General features: G+C 62.6%; 16 protein-coding genes, 1 tRNA gene and 1 pseudogene. 10 read left to right on the top strand and 8 right to left on the bottom strand.

Annotation, left to right across the window (positions count from 1 at the left end):
* The first annotated feature begins 13 nt into the window (after positions 1 to 13).
* Positions 14 to 862, top strand: a complete 849-nt coding sequence (gene choW / locus MKK04_RS01340; RefSeq protein ID WP_172827548.1) for a choline ABC transporter permease subunit — start codon at positions 14 to 16, stop codon at positions 860 to 862.
* Positions 859 to 2,037, top strand: a complete 1,179-nt coding sequence (gene choV / locus MKK04_RS01335) for a choline ABC transporter ATP-binding protein (protein WP_063914497.1) — start codon at positions 859 to 861, stop codon at positions 2,035 to 2,037. Before choW ends, choV begins: the two co-directional genes overlap by 4 nt.
* A gap of 36 nt (positions 2,038 to 2,073) precedes the next feature.
* Here choV and hisF read toward each other — a convergent pair whose 3' ends face one another.
* The 6 genes and pseudogenes from hisF to MKK04_RS01305 all read right to left on the bottom strand — a co-directional run bounded on the left by hisF (position 2,074) and on the right by MKK04_RS01305 (position 7,020).
* Positions 2,074 to 2,844: an imidazole glycerol phosphate synthase subunit HisF gene (gene hisF / locus MKK04_RS01330; RefSeq protein ID WP_025337372.1), complete on the bottom strand. Its 771-nt coding sequence runs from the start codon at positions 2,842 to 2,844 to the stop codon at positions 2,074 to 2,076.
* Positions 2,845 to 2,854: 10 nt separating this feature from the next.
* On the bottom strand, positions 2,855 to 3,592 hold the full coding sequence (hisA, locus tag MKK04_RS01325) for a 1-(5-phosphoribosyl)-5-[(5-phosphoribosylamino)methylideneamino]imidazole-4-carboxamide isomerase (RefSeq protein ID WP_003257484.1): 738 nt from the start codon (positions 3,590 to 3,592) through the stop codon (positions 2,855 to 2,857).
* Positions 3,593 to 3,619: 27 nt separating this feature from the next.
* Positions 3,620 to 3,880: a DUF2164 domain-containing protein gene (locus tag MKK04_RS01320; RefSeq protein WP_046614499.1), complete on the bottom strand. Its 261-nt coding sequence runs from the start codon at positions 3,878 to 3,880 to the stop codon at positions 3,620 to 3,622.
* Positions 3,881 to 4,519 (bottom strand): imidazole glycerol phosphate synthase subunit HisH, encoded by a 639-nt coding sequence (gene hisH / locus MKK04_RS01315; protein ID WP_063914495.1) that lies wholly within the window; start codon positions 4,517 to 4,519, stop codon positions 3,881 to 3,883.
* Positions 4,520 to 5,113 (bottom strand): imidazoleglycerol-phosphate dehydratase HisB, encoded by a 594-nt coding sequence (hisB, locus tag MKK04_RS01310; protein WP_003255736.1) that lies wholly within the window; start codon positions 5,111 to 5,113, stop codon positions 4,520 to 4,522.
* A 246-nt stretch (positions 5,114 to 5,359) separates the two neighbouring features.
* Positions 5,360 to 7,020: pseudogene (locus tag MKK04_RS01305) on the bottom strand (OFA family MFS transporter).
* A 284-nt stretch (positions 7,021 to 7,304) separates the two neighbouring features.
* On the opposite strand from MKK04_RS01305, the gene MKK04_RS01300 reads away from it, so the two are divergent.
* The 6 genes from MKK04_RS01300 to ppk2 all read left to right on the top strand — a co-directional run bounded on the left by MKK04_RS01300 (position 7,305) and on the right by ppk2 (position 12,446).
* Entirely contained in the window at positions 7,305 to 9,551 is a 2,247-nt protein-coding gene (locus MKK04_RS01300; RefSeq protein WP_233688072.1) for an AsmA family protein, read from the top strand.
* Positions 9,548 to 10,615 carry an A/G-specific adenine glycosylase gene (mutY, locus tag MKK04_RS01295; RefSeq protein ID WP_207838022.1) on the top strand — a complete coding sequence of 356 codons (1,068 nt, stop codon included), beginning with the start codon at positions 9,548 to 9,550 and terminating at the stop codon, positions 10,613 to 10,615. The genes MKK04_RS01300 and mutY overlap by 4 nt, the downstream gene beginning before the upstream one ends.
* Complete coding sequence (locus MKK04_RS01290) at positions 10,612 to 10,884, top strand: oxidative damage protection protein (RefSeq protein ID WP_003257478.1); 273 nt, start codon at positions 10,612 to 10,614, stop codon at positions 10,882 to 10,884. Before mutY ends, MKK04_RS01290 begins: the two co-directional genes overlap by 4 nt.
* A 90-nt stretch (positions 10,885 to 10,974) precedes the next feature.
* Positions 10,975 to 11,050: transfer RNA gene (locus MKK04_RS01285), tRNA-Phe, on the top strand.
* A 211-nt stretch (positions 11,051 to 11,261) separates the two neighbouring features.
* Positions 11,262 to 11,390, top strand: coding sequence for a hypothetical protein (locus tag MKK04_RS26480; RefSeq protein WP_272493169.1), 129 nt, complete (start codon positions 11,262 to 11,264; stop codon positions 11,388 to 11,390).
* Positions 11,391 to 11,573: 183 nt separating this feature from the next.
* A complete protein-coding gene (gene ppk2, locus MKK04_RS01280; RefSeq protein ID WP_241106780.1) occupies positions 11,574 to 12,446 on the top strand; it encodes a polyphosphate kinase 2 in 873 nt (290 codons plus the stop codon).
* A 56-nt stretch (positions 12,447 to 12,502) separates the two neighbouring features.
* Here the strand turns inward: ppk2 and MKK04_RS01275 are convergent, their stop codons facing one another.
* Complete coding sequence (locus MKK04_RS01275; RefSeq protein WP_207833169.1) at positions 12,503 to 12,736, bottom strand: hypothetical protein; 234 nt, start codon at positions 12,734 to 12,736, stop codon at positions 12,503 to 12,505.
* Positions 12,737 to 12,975: 239 nt separating this feature from the next.
* Here MKK04_RS01275 and MKK04_RS01270 point away from each other — a divergent pair, with 239 nt between their 5' ends.
* A complete protein-coding gene (locus tag MKK04_RS01270; protein ID WP_013970488.1) occupies positions 12,976 to 13,419 on the top strand; it encodes a hypothetical protein in 444 nt (147 codons plus the stop codon).
* A 179-nt stretch (positions 13,420 to 13,598) separates the two neighbouring features.
* Here the strand turns inward: MKK04_RS01270 and gabP are convergent, their stop codons facing one another.
* The gene (gene gabP, locus MKK04_RS01265) at positions 13,599 to 14,984 is read right to left on the bottom strand and encodes a GABA permease (protein ID WP_233688070.1); all 1,386 of its coding nucleotides are present in this window, start codon (positions 14,982 to 14,984) and stop codon (positions 13,599 to 13,601) included.
* A gap of 664 nt (positions 14,985 to 15,648) precedes the next feature.
* Between gabP and MKK04_RS01260 the strand changes: the two genes are divergently transcribed.
* Positions 15,649 to 16,422: an ABC transporter ATP-binding protein gene (locus MKK04_RS01260; protein WP_003257472.1), complete on the top strand. Its 774-nt coding sequence runs from the start codon at positions 15,649 to 15,651 to the stop codon at positions 16,420 to 16,422.
* The last annotated feature ends 5 nt before the right edge of the window (positions 16,423 to 16,427 follow it).

Raw genomic sequence — 16,427 nt, 5'->3', positions numbered from 1 at the left:
GTGGAAGCTCGCTATCATGCTTATCGATCAGAAAATACCTCTGGGCCAGTACATCGCGTCGTTCGTCGAGTGGCTGACCCAGAACGGCGCGAGTTACTTCGACGCCATCGCGCAAGGCCTGGAGTTCATGATCCATGGCGTCACCAGTGCCCTGACTTTCTTCAATCCGTTCGTGCTCATCGCTCTGTTCGCCGCCTTGGCGCACTTCATCCAGCGCAAGTGGGCGCTGACCGCATTCGTTGCCCTGTCGTTTCTGCTGATCCTCAACCTGGGTTACTGGCAGGAAACCATGGAAACCCTGGCGCAGGTCACCTTCGCCACGGTGGTGTGCGTGGCCATCGGCGTGCCGCTGGGCATCGTCGCCGCGCACAAACCGATGTTCTATACCGCCATGCGCCCGGTACTCGACCTGATGCAGACGGTACCTACCTTCGTCTACCTGATCCCCACCCTGACCCTGTTCGGCCTGGGTGTGGTGCCGGGGCTGATCTCGACGGTGGTGTTCGCCATCGCCGCGCCGATCCGCCTCACCTACCTGGGCATCTGCGACGTCCCGCAAGAGCTGATGGACGCCGGCAAGGCCTTTGGCTGCTCGCGACGCCAGCTGCTCACCCGGATTGAACTGCCGCACGCGATGCCAAGCATCGCCGCCGGCGTTACCCAGTGCATCATGCTGTCGCTGTCGATGGTGGTGATTGCCGCCCTGGTCGGTGCTGACGGCTTGGGCAAACCTGTGGTCAACGCACTGAACACCGCCGATATTTCCCTGGGCTTCGAAGCGGGCCTGGCGATCGTGCTGCTGGCGATCATGCTCGACCGTATCTGCAAGCAACCGGACCTGCCGGTAAGGGGTGAAGCATGAGCATCATTCGTTTCGAAGACGTCGACGTCATCTTCTCCAACAAGCCGCGCGAAGCGCTGGCCCTGCTCGACCAGGGCCAGACCCGCGAGCAGATCCTCAAGCAGACCGGCCTGGTGGTGGGTGTCGAGAAGGCCAACCTGGATATCCAGAAGGGCGAGATCTGCGTGCTGATGGGCCTGTCCGGTTCGGGCAAGTCGAGTTTGCTGCGCTGCATCAACGGCCTCAACACCGTCAGCCGCGGCAAGCTGTTCGTCGAGCACGAAGGCAAGCACATCGACATTGCCCACTGCACCCCGGCCGAGCTGAAGATGATGCGCACCAAGCGCATTGCCATGGTGTTCCAGAAGTTCGCCCTGATGCCCTGGCTGACGGTGCGCGAGAACATCAGCTTTGGCCTGGAAATGCAGGGCCGCCCCGAGAAGGAACGGCGCAAGCTGGTTGACGAGAAGCTCGAACTGGTGGGCCTGACCCAGTGGCGCAACAAGAAGCCGGACGAACTGTCTGGCGGCATGCAGCAGCGCGTGGGCCTGGCCCGGGCGCTGGCGATGGATGCCGACATCCTGCTGATGGACGAACCGTTCTCGGCACTGGACCCGCTGATCCGCCAAGGCCTGCAAGACGAGTTGCTTGGCCTGCAGGCCAAGCTGAGCAAGACCATCGTGTTCGTCAGCCACGACCTGGACGAGGCCCTGAAGCTGGGTAGCCGCATCGCGATCATGAAGGACGGGCGGATCATCCAGTACAGCAAGCCGGAAGAGATCGTGCTCAACCCGGCCGACGAGTATGTGCGCACCTTCGTCGCCCATACCAACCCGCTGAACGTGCTGTGCGGGCGCAGCCTGATGCGCAGCCTGGACAACTGCAAGCGGGTGAATGGCTCGGTGTGCATCGATCCCGGCATCGACTCGTGGCTGGACCTTGGCGAAGGTGGCTCGATCAAGCGCGCACGCCAAGGGCAGAACGGGCTTGACCTGCAGAACTGGGCACCAGGGCAGGATGTGGAGCTGCTGGGCCGCCGCCCAACGTTGGTAAATGCCGATATCGGCATGCGCGACGCGCTACAGATTCGTTACCAGACCGGTAACAAGCTGGTGTTGCAGGACAACGACAAGGTGGTGGGGATTCTTGGGGATACCGAGCTGTATCACGCCTTGCTCGGCAAGAATCACGGTTGATGCAATTGGGGCCGCGTTGCGGCCCCAATCAATGGATCAGCGAACAACGATCCCGCGCGAAGCCATGTAGGCCTTGGCCTCCGGCACGGTGTACTCGCCAAAATGGAAGATACTGGCCGCCAGCACCGCACTGGCGTGCCCTTCCAGAATGCCGTCAGCCAGGTGCTGCAGGTTACCCACCCCACCCGAGGCAATCACCGGAATACCCAGCGCATCACTGATCGCACGGGTAACACCCAGGTCGAAGCCGTTCTTCATGCCGTCCTGGTCCATGCTGGTCAGCAGGATCTCGCCAGCCCCCAGGCCTTCCATCTTCTTCGCCCATTCAACGGCATCCAGCCCGGTCGGCTTGCGCCCACCATGGGTGAAAATCTCCCAGCGCGGCTGCTCACCCGGCCCGGACACCTTCTTGGCGTCGATGGCGACAACGATGCACTGCGAACCGAAACGGTCCGCTGCCTCGCCGACAAACTCCGGGTTGAACACCGCAGCCGTGTTGATCGAAACCTTGTCGGCACCGGCATTGAGCAGGTTGCGGATGTCCTGCACGGTGCGCACGCCGCCGCCCACGGTCAGCGGGATGAACACCTGGCTGGCCATGCGCTCGACGGTATGCAGGGTGGTGTCGCGGCCATCGACGCTGGCGGTGATGTCGAGGAAGGTGATTTCGTCGGCACCTTGCTCGTCGTAGCGACGGGCGATTTCCACCGGGTCGCCGGCATCACGGATATTCTCGAACTTGACGCCCTTGACCACCCGGCCGTTGTCCACGTCCAGGCAAGGGATGATGCGCTTGGCCAGTGCCATGGTTCAGTCCTCAGCCTTGGTAGTTGTCGCAGAAGGCCTGGGCCTCGGCGACATCGAGGGTGCCTTCATAGATGGCACGGCCGGTGATGGCGCCGATGATGCCCGGGGCCTTGGCGTCCAGCAGGGCCTTGATGTCGCCCAGGTTATGGATGCCGCCCGAGGCGATCACCGGGATCGAGGTGGCTTCTGCCAGCGCCTTGGTGAACGGCACGTTGCAGCCCTGCATCATGCCGTCCTTGGCGATGTCGGTGTAGACGATCGCCGAGACGCCATCGGCCTCGAAACGCTTGGCCAGGTCGATGACCTGCACCGAGCTCACTTCAGCCCAGCCATCAGTGGCGACGAAGCCGTCTTTTGCGTCCAGGCCAACGATGACCTTGCCCGGGAAGGCCTTGCACGCTTCGGCAACGAACTCCGGCTGCTTGACCGCCTTGGTGCCAATGATCACGTAGCTGACGCCAGCCTTGACGTAGTGCTCGATGGTTTCCAGCGAGCGGATGCCACCGCCGATCTGGATCGGCAGGGTCGGGTAGCGCTTGGCAATGGCGGTGACCACTTCACCGTTGACCGGCTGGCCTTCGAAGGCGCCGTTGAGGTCGACCAGGTGCAGGCGGCGGCAGCCACCCTCGACCCACTTGGCGGCCATGCTCACCGGGTCGTCGGAAAATACCGTGGAGTCTTCCATGCGGCCCTGGCGCAGGCGCACGCAGGCACCGTCCTTCAGATCGATAGCGGGGATAATCAGCATCTTGGGAACCTGTCTGTTCTTGGGGTTTCAGGGCTTCTCGAGCGCCCACAGATCACTTTCGATGCTCTCGAACCGCTCCTTGAGGTGCAGCTGAACATCGGCAATCGCCCTGTTGTAGTAATGGGGTGCAATTTCTTTGCTGAACAGCTCGAGGACCTCGGCCACTTCGAACGACCCCAGCTCCAGCTCGAAACGGTCTTCGAGGAAGCGCTTGAGCGTGTGCAGTGCTTCGCGCTCTTGCTCGGGGGCCAGGGTGATGACCGGGGCCTTGGTCTTCGACCTGCTCATTTACCAGCGCCCGTCCCAGGCGACGAAGTTCTGCAGCAGCTGCAGGCCATGGGTATGGCTCTTCTCCGGGTGGAACTGCACGGCAAAGCGCGAACCATCGGCCAGCGCGGCAGCGAAATCGACACCGTAATGGCCGCGGCCGACCACCTGGGCCGGCTTGCCGGCATTGATGTAGTAGCTGTGCACGAAGTAGAACCGCGCTCGGTCGGGGATGTCGTGCCACAGTGGGTGGTCGTTGGTCTGGCCGACTTCGTTCCAGCCCATGTGCGGCACCTTCAGGTGCTCGCCGTCTTCCTGCAGGTCTTTGCCGAAGAAACGCACCTGGCCGGGGAACAGGCCGATGCAGTCGACACCGTCGTTTTCTTCGCTGTGGTCAAGCAGTGCCTGCATACCCACACAGATGCCGAGGAACGGGCGGTCCTGGCTGACTTCGCGCACCAGGCTGTCGAAGCCCAGGCGGCGGATTTCGGCCATGCAGTCGCGAATCGCGCCCACCCCCGGAAACACCACACGGTCGGCTTCGCGGATAACCGCAGCATCGCTGGTGACCAGCACCTTACCGGCACCTACATGCTCGAGCGCCTTGGCCACCGAGTGCAGGTTGCCCATGCCATAGTCGATTACGGCTACCGTCTGCATTTACAGGCACCCTTTGGTGGAAGGCATCTGCCCGGCCATGCGCTCGTCGAGGGTAATGGCCATGCGCAAGGCGCGGCCGAAAGCCTTGAACACGGTCTCGATCTGGTGATGGGTGTTGTGACCACGCAGGTTGTCGATGTGCAGGGTCACCAGGGCGTGGTTGACGAAGCCCTGGAAGAACTCCTGGAACAGGTCGACATCGAAGCCACCGACGCTGGCGCGGGTGTACGGCACGTGCATCTGCAGGCCCGGGCGACCGGAGAAGTCGATGACCACGCGCGACAGCGCTTCGTCCAGCGGCACGTAGGCGTGGCCGTAGCGGAAGATGCCCTTCTTGTCACCGATGGCCTGGGCGAATGCCATGCCCAGGGTGATGCCGACGTCTTCGACGGTATGGTGATCGTCGATATGCGTGTCACCCTTGCACTCGATATCCAGATCGATCAGCCCATGGCGGGCGATCTGGTCCAGCATGTGTTCAAGGAAAGGCACACCGATATCGAATCGGGCCTTGCCACTGCCATCGAGGTTGATCGAGCACTTGACCTGGGTTTCCAGGGTGTTGCGCTCGACGGAAGCCTTACGTTCGACCATCACCAGCTCCGCAAAATCATTAGGCGAAAAGGGCTTCATTATAGGCCTAGAACGCGCCGGCTTGAAACGCGGATGACATATGGCAAAGCAAGCAATTACGGGGGCAGGATACCGCTACAGGTCTATACAACCGGGTAACCTGGGGCTGCTTTGCAGCCCATCGCGACACAAGGCCGCTCCCACAGAGGCATGCGGTCACCTGTGGAAGCGGCCTTGTGTCGCGAAAGGGGCGCAAAGCGCCCCCAATCAATGGAACAGCACAGCCGTCTTCTGCAGGGTAATCCACACCCCCAGGCCAACGGCACGACCACCACCGCCCAGGCCAGCAACACCAGCGGCAGGCTACCCGGCGCCGCCTTCCACTCCAGCGATCGCGCCCCGTCGGCACCTTTGTCATGGCTCAACGCCCGCTCGGCAGCCAGTTCGGCATCGCTCATGAAATGCTTGTCGGCCACCGGTCGCACCAGCATGTTGCAGACAAAGCCCAGCACCAGCAGGCCGGCGAGGATGTACAGGGTCATGTCATAAGCAGCCGCACGCTCTACCCCGGCCGCCAACTGATACTCGCGCAGGTAGGTGATCAGCACCGGCCCCAGCACCCCCGCCGCCGCCCAGGCAGTCAGCAGGCGGCCATGAATGGCGCCGACCATCTGCGTGCCGAACAGGTCGGCCAGGTAGGCCGGTACCGTGGCGAAACCACCACCGTACATCGACAGGATGATGCAGAACGCCGCCACGAACAGCGCCACGTTACCCAGGTGCCCCATGTTCGGCACCAGGCTGTACAAGCCCACGCCCAGGGCGAAAAAGGCGAAATAGGTGTTCTTGCGGCCAATGTAGTCGGAGAACGACGCCCAGAAGAACCGCCCGCCGATGTTGAACAGGCTCAGCAGGCCGGTGAAGCCGGCGGCGATCGCGGCAATCTGCGCCAGCTGGGCGCTGTTCAGCTCGCTGAAGCTCAGCTCGTTGCCCAGCAACTTGCCGGCGAACACTTCCTGCAGCAACGGCGAAGCCATGCCGAGGATGCCGATACCCGCCGACACGTTCAGGCACAGCACCAGCCAGATCAAGGCGAACTGCGGGGTCTTCCAGGCCACGCTGACATGCACGTGGCGGTCGGTGACCATGGTGTTGCCAGCCTTTTTCACCGGGGCGCTCCAGCCTTCGGGCTTCCAGCCGGTCGGCGGCACGCGATACGCCAGGGCACCGGCGATCATGAACACGAAGTAGATCGCCGCCATGGCGACGAAGCTCTGCCACACACCCACTTCCTGCGTATTGCCGAAGTGGCCCATCAGCGCGGTGGCCAGCGGCGCACCGACCATGGCCCCGCCGCCGAAGCCCATGATCGCCATACCGGTGGCCATGCCGCGCTTGTCCGGGAACCACTTGATCAGGGTCGACACTGGCGAGATGTAGCCCAGGCCCAGGCCGATACCGCCGATTACGCCGGAGCCCAGCCACATCAGCCACAGCTGGTGGGTTTTCACGCCAAGGGCCGAAATCAGCATGCCGCCGCACCAGCACAGCGCCGACACCAGGCCGGCCTTGCGCGGGCCGGCGTGTTCCAGCCAACCACCCAGCACGGCCGCCGAGCATCCGAGGAAGACGAAGAACAGGGTGTAGATCCAGCTCAGCATGGAGATCGGCCAATCGCATTCGGCGCTGAACATACGGGCCATGAAGCCCATGTCCGCCGCGCAGGCGACCGGGGCGGTGATGCCGAGGGCTTGCGACAGTGGTAGCCAGAACACCGAGAAGCCATAGGCCATGCCGATGCACAGGTGAATGGCCAGGGCGGCGGGCGGGACCAGCCAGCGGTTGAAGCCCGGGCGGGCGATGATGCGCTCCTTCGACAGGAAGCCTGGCGCACTGGCCAGGGTCCCCGCCGCGACGGTACTGCTCATAGGATTAGGTCCTTCTTATAGGGAGGGTGCAGGCAAAGCGGCGCAAGGGTAGCAGCACCAAGTAGCATGAAAGCAATCTGATATCGTTAATTTTTGCTCGGCTGAAACGGTCCTCTTTCTGAAGTCCACAGCTGATCGCGTACAGCAAAAATACTGTCGAAAGCCGTACCATCTGCTGTACGCGTAGGAAACACCCTGTATCTCTAGACGAATACGCAGGGGCAACGGCTGCGGCGCTATACTCTGGCGCTTGAATTTCAATAACGGACTACAAGGACTCGCCCATGAAAGCGTTCGGCAAAATCCTGGGACTTGGGCTTCTCGGGTTGCTGCTGATCATCGTGGCGCTGGGCTTCGCCCTGACCCACCTCTTCGATCCCAACGACTACAAAGACGAGATTCGCCAGCTGGCACGTGACAAGGCTCACGTCGAGCTGACCCTCAACGGTGACATTGGCTGGAGCCTGTTCCCGTGGCTGGGCCTGGAGTTGCACGAGGCGAGCATCGCCACCTTGAACAAACCCAAGGAGCCATTCGCCGACCTGCAGATGCTCGGCCTGTCGGTACGGGTGCTGCCACTGCTGCGCCGTGAAGTGCAGATGAGTGACGTGCGCGTCGAGGGCCTGAACCTGACCCTGGCCCGTGACGAACACGGCCATGGCAACTGGGAAGACATTGGCAAGCCGCTGCCCGCGCAGAACGGCGCCAGCGCCGATGCGCAGGCCAGTGCTCCAGCCCAGGCACCGACCGAACAGGCGTCGGCGCCGGCCGCCAGCAACGAACGCGCCGTCAAGCTGGACATCGACAGCCTGACCGTGAACAACGCCCGCGTGCAGTACACCGATGCCAAGACCGGCCAGAGCTACAGCGCCGAAAGCATCCAGCTGAGCACCGGCCCGGTCCACGAAGGGGCGAACATTCCGCTCAAGGCCAGCGCCTTCCTCAGTGCCAGCCAGCCGAACATCAAGGCCCGCACCGAACTGGCCGGCGAGCTGCGCTTCGACCGCAAGCTCAAGCGCTACAACTTCGAAGACATGCGCCTGTCGGGCGAAACCTCGGGTGAACCCACCGGCGGCAAGGCCGTGACCTTCGCCGCCCAGGGCCAGTTGCTGGTCGACCTGGCCGCCAATGTCGCCTCGTGGAGCGGCCTGAAAGTCTCGGCCAACCAGCTGCGCGCCCTGGGCGAGCTGAACCTGCGTGACCTGGACAAGGCGCCACAGCTGAGCGGTGGCCTGTCCATCGCCCAGTTCGACCTGCGCACCTTCCTCGACAGCATCGGCCGCCCGCTGCCGGCCACCAACGACCCGGCGGCCTTCGCCAAGCTGGAGCTGGTCACCCGCCTGCAGGGCACGCCGAACAGCCTGGCCCTGGAAGACCTGGCGGTGAAGCTGGACGACAGCACCTTCAGTGGCCGCGTGGCCGTCGAAGACTTCGCCAGACAGGCCCTGCGCCTGCAGCTCAAAGGCGACACCTTCGACGCCGACCGCTACCTGCCGGCCAAGAGCGAAGAGGCCAAGGGCGCCACCGCCGCACGCCAGGCCGAAGTCAAGCAACAAGAGGCCAGCGCAGTCGCCGGTGCCGGCACCACGCCGCTGCCCAACGCCCCGACCCAGGTGGCCTGGAGCGACGACAAGCTGCTGCCGGTCGACCGCCTGCGCGCCCTCGACCTGCAGGCCGACCTGGCCTTCGGCTCGCTGACCCTGGACAAACTGCCGATCGAAGACGCCCAGCTCAAGGCCATCGGCCAGGGCGGCCTGCTGACCCTGCAAACCCTGCGCGGTGAGCTGTACAACGGCACCTTCGAGGCCAAGGGCACTGTCGATGTGCGCCCTGCCGTGCCGCAACTGGGTGTCAACACCAGCATCCAGCGGGTGCCGGTGGAACACTTCATAAAGACCGAGGGCAAGGAACAGACACCACCGGTCAAAGGCCTGCTGACCCTGACCAGCGACCTGACGGCCACCGGCAACAGCCAGAAGGCCCTGGTCGACACCCTCAACGGCAACGCCAACTTCGTCATCAACGACGGCGTGCTGGTCAATGCCAACCTGGAACAGCAACTGTGCCAGGCCATCGCCACGCTGAACCGCAAATCGCTCAACGGCGAGCCACGCGGCAAGGACACACCGTTCCAGGAACTGCGTGGCAGCCTGGTGGTGCGCAATGGCGTCGCCAACAACCCGGACCTCAAGGCGCGTATTCCGGGCCTGACCGTCAACGGCCATGGTGACCTCGACCTGCGCGTGCTGGGCATGGACTACAACGTTGGCGTGGTCGTCGAAGGCGACCAGCGCGCCATGCCGGACCCGGCCTGCCAGGTCAACGAACGCTATGTGGGTGTCGAAATACCGCTGCGCTGCCGTGGCCCGCTGGAGCTGGGCGCCAAGGCTTGCCGCCTGGACCAGAACGGCCTGGGCAAAGTAGCCGCCAAGCTGGCCGGCAATCGCCTGCAAGACAAGATCGATGAAAAACTCGGAGACAAAGTGAGCCCGGAAGTGAAAGACGTGCTCAAGGGGCTGTTCAAGCGATGAGCCCCGAGCAGTTCTCCAGCGCCGTGCTGGATTGGTATGACGAACACGGCCGGCACGACCTGCCCTGGCAACAGGGCATCACCCCGTACCGGGTGTGGGTGTCGGAAATCATGTTGCAGCAGACCCAGGTCAGCACCGTGCTCAACTACTTCGACCGTTTCATGCAGGCCCTGCCGACCGTGCAGGCCCTGGCCGAGGCGCCGGAGGACGAAGTGCTGCACCTGTGGACGGGCCTGGGCTACTACACCCGGGCGCGCAACCTGCAAAAGGCCGCGAAGATCGTGGTCGAACAGCATGGTGGTGAATTCCCGCGCAGTGTCGAGCAGCTCACCGAGCTGCCCGGCATCGGCCGCTCCACCGCCGGCGCCATCGCCAGCATCAGCATGGGCATCCGCGCACCGATCCTCGACGGCAACGTCAAGCGCGTGCTGGCCCGCTACACCGCCCAGGCCGGCTACCCCGGCGAGCCCAAGGTGGCCAACCAGCTCTGGGCCACGGCCGAACGCTTTACTCCGCAACTGCGGGCCAACCACTACACCCAGGCGATGATGGACATGGGCGCCACGCTGTGCACCCGCAGCAAGCCCAGTTGCCTGATCTGCCCGCTGCAGCGCGGCTGCGAAGCGCACCTGCACGGTGAAGAAACCCGCTACCCCGAGCCCAAGCCGCGCAAGGCACTGCCGCAACGGCGCACCCTGATGCCGCTGCTGGCCAACCACGAAGGCGCCATCCTGCTTTACCGCCGCCCGTCCAGCGGCCTGTGGGGTGGTTTGTGGAGCCTGCCGGAGCTGGACGACATCGCCCAGCTCGACGACCTGGCCTACCAGCACGGCCTGCGCCTGGCTGACAGCCGCGTCATGGAAGGCCTGACCCATACCTTCAGCCACTTCCAGCTGGCGATCGAACCCTGGCTGGTACGCGTCGACCCGGTCGGCCAGCACGTGGCCGAGGCCGACTGGCTCTGGTATAACCTCGCCACCCCGCCGCGCCTGGGCTTAGCCGCCCCGGTGAAAAAGCTGCTCAAACGCGCGGCCGACGAACTGATCGCAGGAGACGCCCGATGACCCGCACCGTGATGTGCCGCAAGTACAAAGAAGAACTGCCAGGCCTGGAGCGCCCGCCCTACCCCGGCGCCAAGGGCCAGGACATCTTCGAACACATCTCGCAGAAAGCCTGGGCCGACTGGCAGAAGCACCAGACCATGCTGATCAACGAAAAGCGCCTGAACATGATGAACGCCGAGGACCGCAAATTCCTCCAGGGCGAGATGGACAAGTTTTTCGCTGGCGAAGAATACGCCCAGGCGGAAGGCTACGTTCCACCCTCGGAATGACCCCACGGAACGTAAGCGACGGAATTAATTTAAAATTTTTTCAAAAAGTCGTTGACGAGCGGTCTGAAAGTCTATTTAATTCACCTCGTCGCCCAGATAGCTCAGTCGGTAGAGCAGAGGATTGAAAATCCTCGTGTCGGCGGTTCGACTCCGTCTCTGGGCACCACCTTCAAGCTTCTGGTGGTTGCAAAGTTACCCGAAGCGACAACAAGAAACCCGCCTAGTGCGGGTTTTTTGTTGTCTGTGGTTTTCTACCCGTTCCACCTCTCCGGCCAGCGCCCCCCTACTGCAACATACCGTCATGACAAGGCACTGGATTCCGTTACTACTCAAGCCGAGACTCCTCCCCCAAGCGGCCCGCTTGAAAGGAGAGGCAAATGGTTTTTACGGCAGAAGAGCAACAGCTATGGGACAGCGCGATAGCGTTTGCCAAAGGCAATAAGAAAGCGATCGCCAGAAAACTCACCTGCACTGCAGGAATGGCTCATTCAGGCAACCTAAGTTGACCAACATCAAAACGCTATCAATCGCTCATCCTTAAGATGCCAGGTGGACATTCGACCTGACCTCGCAAGGACCTCCATGAGCGAAGAATCCCCCTCCTGCTCCCCGCCCCCAGCGAGCCCGCCATTACCACAGCCCGCACGCGCCGCCCCCGCCAGCGCAAGCCGGAGCCGACCATCACCAGCATCAGCCAGCAACCTGCGGCACTGGAAGTCGCCACCGCCCCCAAGGGCAGCAACGAAGACAGCACCTCGGCCCGCCTGCCGGCCAGCTACCCCTACCGCACCCGTATGCGTCGCCAGGACTACGAAAAGGCCAAGCACGCGCTGCAGATCGAGTTGCTGAAGGTACAGAGCTGGGTGAAGGAAACCGGCCAGCGCGTGGTGATCCTGTTCGAAGGGCGCGATGCCGCAGGCAAGGGCGGCACCATCAAGCGCTTCATGGAACACCTCAACCCTCGTGGTGCGCGCATCGTTGCCCTGGAAAAACCTTCCGAGCAGGAAAAAGGCCAGTGGTACTTCCAGCGCTACATCCAGCACCTGCCCACGGCGGGTGAAATGGTGTTCTTCGACCGCTCCTGGTACAACCGCGCCGGGGTCGAGAAGGTGATGGACTTCTGCACGCCCCTGCAGTACCTGGAATTCATGCGCCAGGCCCCGGACCTGGAGCGGATGCTGTGCAACAGCGGCATCCTGCTGTTCAAGTACTGGTTCTCGGTGAACCGCGAAGAGCAGCTGCGCCGCTTCATCTCGCGCCGGGACGACCCGCTCAAGCACTGGAAGCTGTCGCCAATCGACATCAAGTCGCTGGACAAGTGGGACGACTACACCGCTGCCAAGGAAGCGATGTTCTTCCATACCGACACGGCCGATGCGCCATGGACAGTGATCAAGTCCGATGACAAGAAGCGTGCGCGGATCAATTGCATCCGGCATTTCCTGCACGCGCTGGACTACCCGGGCAAGGACCCTCAGGTGGCACATGCACCCGACCCTCTGCTGGTAGGCCGGGCTTCACGCGGGTTCGAAGAAGACGAGACACCCCAGCCAGCAGCCTGAAAACTCGACCCGCCTTCGACAGACACCGCAGCCCGAAGACGGGCTGCGGGCGAATCTTATTCGTCCTGCATGGAACGGAGATGCTCGAAGGCATCCTCGGTCATTTCGCCCAGATAGGAAACTCCGTGCAGTTTGAGTTCGAACTCACTGTCCTCTTTGCCTTTTTGAACAATCGCCTCAAGGTCAGCCTTGGTGATTGACTGCCGGTTGCATTTGGCGAACCCCGTCGAATAGAAAAGCTCACCCTCCCCGTCATAGCCGTACAGGGTCACAAGGTAGTAGTGCTTCATCGCTCTCTCCTTCAGCGCAACTGTGCGCATCTGCAAACGCCGATTTGGCGCAATGTCGAGCCGCCACCCGAACATGGGTGACAGCGGGAGAGACGTTACGCAGGCCGGCTGGCAGGCATAATCAGGAGGCATGTCCATGGCAGAACGCCCCAGCCTGCGTTGCCTAGGCACACGGCTTGGGTTTCTCGGGCAATTGCGCTTCAATACGCGCACTTTCAGACACACCCAAGGATTGCCCCATGGCCACCCCTACCAAGCAACAGAAACGCGCCAAGCGCGCAGCCAGCAAGGCCAAGCAGAACCGCATGGTACGCAGCGGCCAGGCAGTCAAGGCCAGTGCCGGCGACAGCGCCAGCATCGAGCAGGTGTACAACAAGGCCATGGAGTCGGGCAGCTACGACCCGCTGTTCAAGAAAATGAAGGAAGCCCAGGAAGGCGGCCTGGTGCCGATGATCTCGGTGTTCCTGGTGGACCCGCTGCTGGCCCTGGTGCTCAAAGGGCACAAGGAAGAACACGCCACCGACTACATCGTGCTGGTGTTCAACGCCTACCGCAAATGGCTGGATGGGGCCGACGAAGAAGCCACCATGGCCTGGCTGGAAAGCGATGAGTTCCAGGCAGCCTACGTGGCCGCTTCGGAGCTGGTTGCCAAGCAGCAACAGCAGCAGAAGCAGTTTGGCTGACAGGGCCATGTGACCTGCCCCGCCCATTCGCGGGTAAACCCGCTCCCACAGGGATATCACCGCAATTGAGATATGTGGTGTACCTGTAGGAGCAGGTTTACCCGCGAAGAGGCCGGTACAGGCAATAAAAAGGCCGCGCCCTTCACAGGACGCGGCCTTTTCATTTCAGCCAGCGCGGATCAGTTATCCAGCGCCACCCGCCCGGCAGCTTCACGCTTGCGGTGCACCAGCAAGCCAGCCGCCACCACACCAATGCTCAGCAGTGCGGTCGCGATGATTTCGGCGCGGTGGTCCTCACGCAGCGCCATCACCGCCAGAATGGCAATGATGAAGGCAATGGTCGCCCAGGTCAGGCCCGGGAACAGCCACATCTTGAAGGTGATCTTCTCGCCGCGGGCCTCACGCTGGGCACGCATGCGCAGCTGCGATACGGCAATCACCAGGTACACCAGCAGCGCAATGGCACCGGAACTGGCCAGCAGGAACTCGAATACCTGGGCCGGGGCCACGAAGTTGGCGAACACACAGAGGAACGCCGCAGCAGTGGACAGCAGAACCGCCACATGCGGGGTAGCCGACTTGGTGGTGCGCTGGGCAATGGCCGGGGCGTCACCACGCTTGCTCAGCGAGAACAGCATGCGCGACGAGGTGTACAGCGCCGAGTTCAGGCAGCTGGTCACGGCGATCAGCACGACGATGTCGACGATCAGCTTGGCATTCGGCACGCCGATGCGGCTCAGCACGGTCTGGTAGGAACCGGTCTCGGCCAGGGCCGGGTCGTTCCACGGTACCAGGGCCACGACCAGGAAGATCGACACCAGGTAGAACAGGCAGATACGCCAGATCACCGAGTTGGTGGCGCGGCTGATCTGCTTGCCCGGGTCCTTCGACTCGGCTGCGGCGATGGTAACGATTTCGGTACCCATGAACGAGAACATGGTGGTCAGCATGGCTGCCAGCACCGCGCCCAGGCCGTTAGGCATGAAGCCCTGGGTGTCGAACAGGTGGCTGGCACCGCTTACCTGGCTGCTCGGCACAAAGCCGAACAAGGCAGCACAACCCACAGCGATGAAGCCGATGATTGCCAGCACCTTGAGCAGGGCGAACCAGAACTCGAACTCGCCGTAGTTCTTCACGCTGCACAGGTTGGTCAGGGTCAGCGCCAGGGTGATGACCAGGGAGAACGCCCACAGGTCAACCGCAGGGAACCAGGCATGCAGAATGGCCGCGGCGGCGTTGGCCTCAAGCGGAATGACCAGCACCCAGAACCACCAGTACAGCCAGCCAATGGTGAAACCGGCCCAGCGCCCGATGGCGCGGTCGGCATATGTAGAGAACGACCCGGTGTCAGGCGAGGCGACCGCCATTTCACCCAACATGCGCATGACCAGCACGACCAGCGTACCGGCGGCAGCATAGGCTAGCAGCACGGCAGGGCCGGCAGCAGCGATGGCGTGGCCGGAGCCAACGAACAGACCGGCACCGATGACGCCAGCGATGGACAGCATGGTCACATGCCGTTGTTTGAGCCCCTGAGCGAGGTCATTGGAATTGTTACCGCTCATTAAAACTACCTTTGTAAGGAGTGGACCACGCCGACTGCGGGTACGGAGCGCGCCTGGGGTTGACCTGGGCGTCGCTGCAATCGGCGGTTTCCTACTGGCAATAAGCGCGCCATGTGCCGAATGCATTCGTCAGAAAAGTCGGCGGGCCTTTTAGTACGCGGTTTGGAGGGCTTTCGGCCAGTGACTGACCGAAAGGCCGCCAAATCATCGGATTACTGAAATACCCACTTACAAATGCACCAAAGGTGCTCCCAGGTAACACCTGTGCACCACTGCAATGCCAAAAAGTGCAACCTACAGGTACAACCTCAAGACCTGACCGCCCCCGTTCGCGGGCACGCCCGCTCCCACAGGTCAGGTGCAACCATTTGGGCTATTTAAAGAACCTGTGGGAGCGGGCGTGCCCGCGAAAGGTCTAAAACCGCTTCCATGAGCGGGCCAAAGCTGGCACCATCGCGCCTTTTTTCATCAAGGCTCTGGTGCTGGGCGACACCTTCGCGGACATCCGCGCGACGTTGCGCTGCAACGATGCGACAAACTGCCCCACCAGCGCCCCGAGTGCCCAGCGACCCTGTTGGCCGTCATAATGCCGCTATGCTAGCTTGGCGCACGCCAGGAAGGCCGCCAACAGCTGGGAACGCACCCGTACACATGAGGACCGCACATGGCTCAGGCCACGCCCGCGCTGGAAATCCGCAATCTGCACAAACGCTACGGCGAGCAGGAAATTCTCAAGGGCATTTCGCTGACCGCGCGCGACGGTGACGTGATCTCCATCCTGGGGTCGTCCGGCTCCGGCAAGTCCACCCTGCTGCGCTGCATCAACCTGCTCGAGAACCCGCACCAGGGCGAAATCCTGGTCGCCGGTGAAGCCCTCAAGCTCAAGGCCGCCAAGAACGGCGACCTGGTCGCCGCCGACAACCGCCAGATCAACCGCCTGCGCAGCGAGATCGGCTTCGTCTTCCAGAACTTCAACCTGTGGCCGCACATGTCGATCCTCGACAACATCATCGAGGCGCCACGCCGCGTGCTCGGCCAGAGCAAGGCCGAAGCCATCGAAGCCGCCGAAGCCCTGCTGAACAAGGTCGGCATCTACGACAAGCGCCACAGCTACCCCGCCCAGCTTTCCGGTGGCCAGCAACAGCGCGCCGCCATTGCCCGTACCCTGGCCATGAAGCCCAAGGTCATCCTGTTCGACGAGCCAACTTCGGCGCTCGACCCGGAAATGGTCCAGGAAGTGCTAAACGTTATCCGCGCATTGGCCGAAGAAGGCCGTACCATGCTGCTGGTGACGCACGAGATGAGCTTTGCCCGCCATGTGTCCAGTGAAGTCGTCTTCCTGCACCAAGGCCTGGTCGAAGAGCAGGGATCGCCGCAGCAGGTCTTCGAAAACCCGACCTCGGCGCGTTGCAAGCAATTCATGTCCAGCCACCGCTAACGGAG

Origin of the sequence: Pseudomonas sp. LS.1a (assembly GCF_022533585.1) — a bacterium.
In the GTDB taxonomy this organism is placed as follows: Bacteria; Pseudomonadota; Gammaproteobacteria; order Pseudomonadales; family Pseudomonadaceae; genus Aquipseudomonas.
This window is presented reverse-complemented; position numbering and strand designations above follow the sequence as displayed.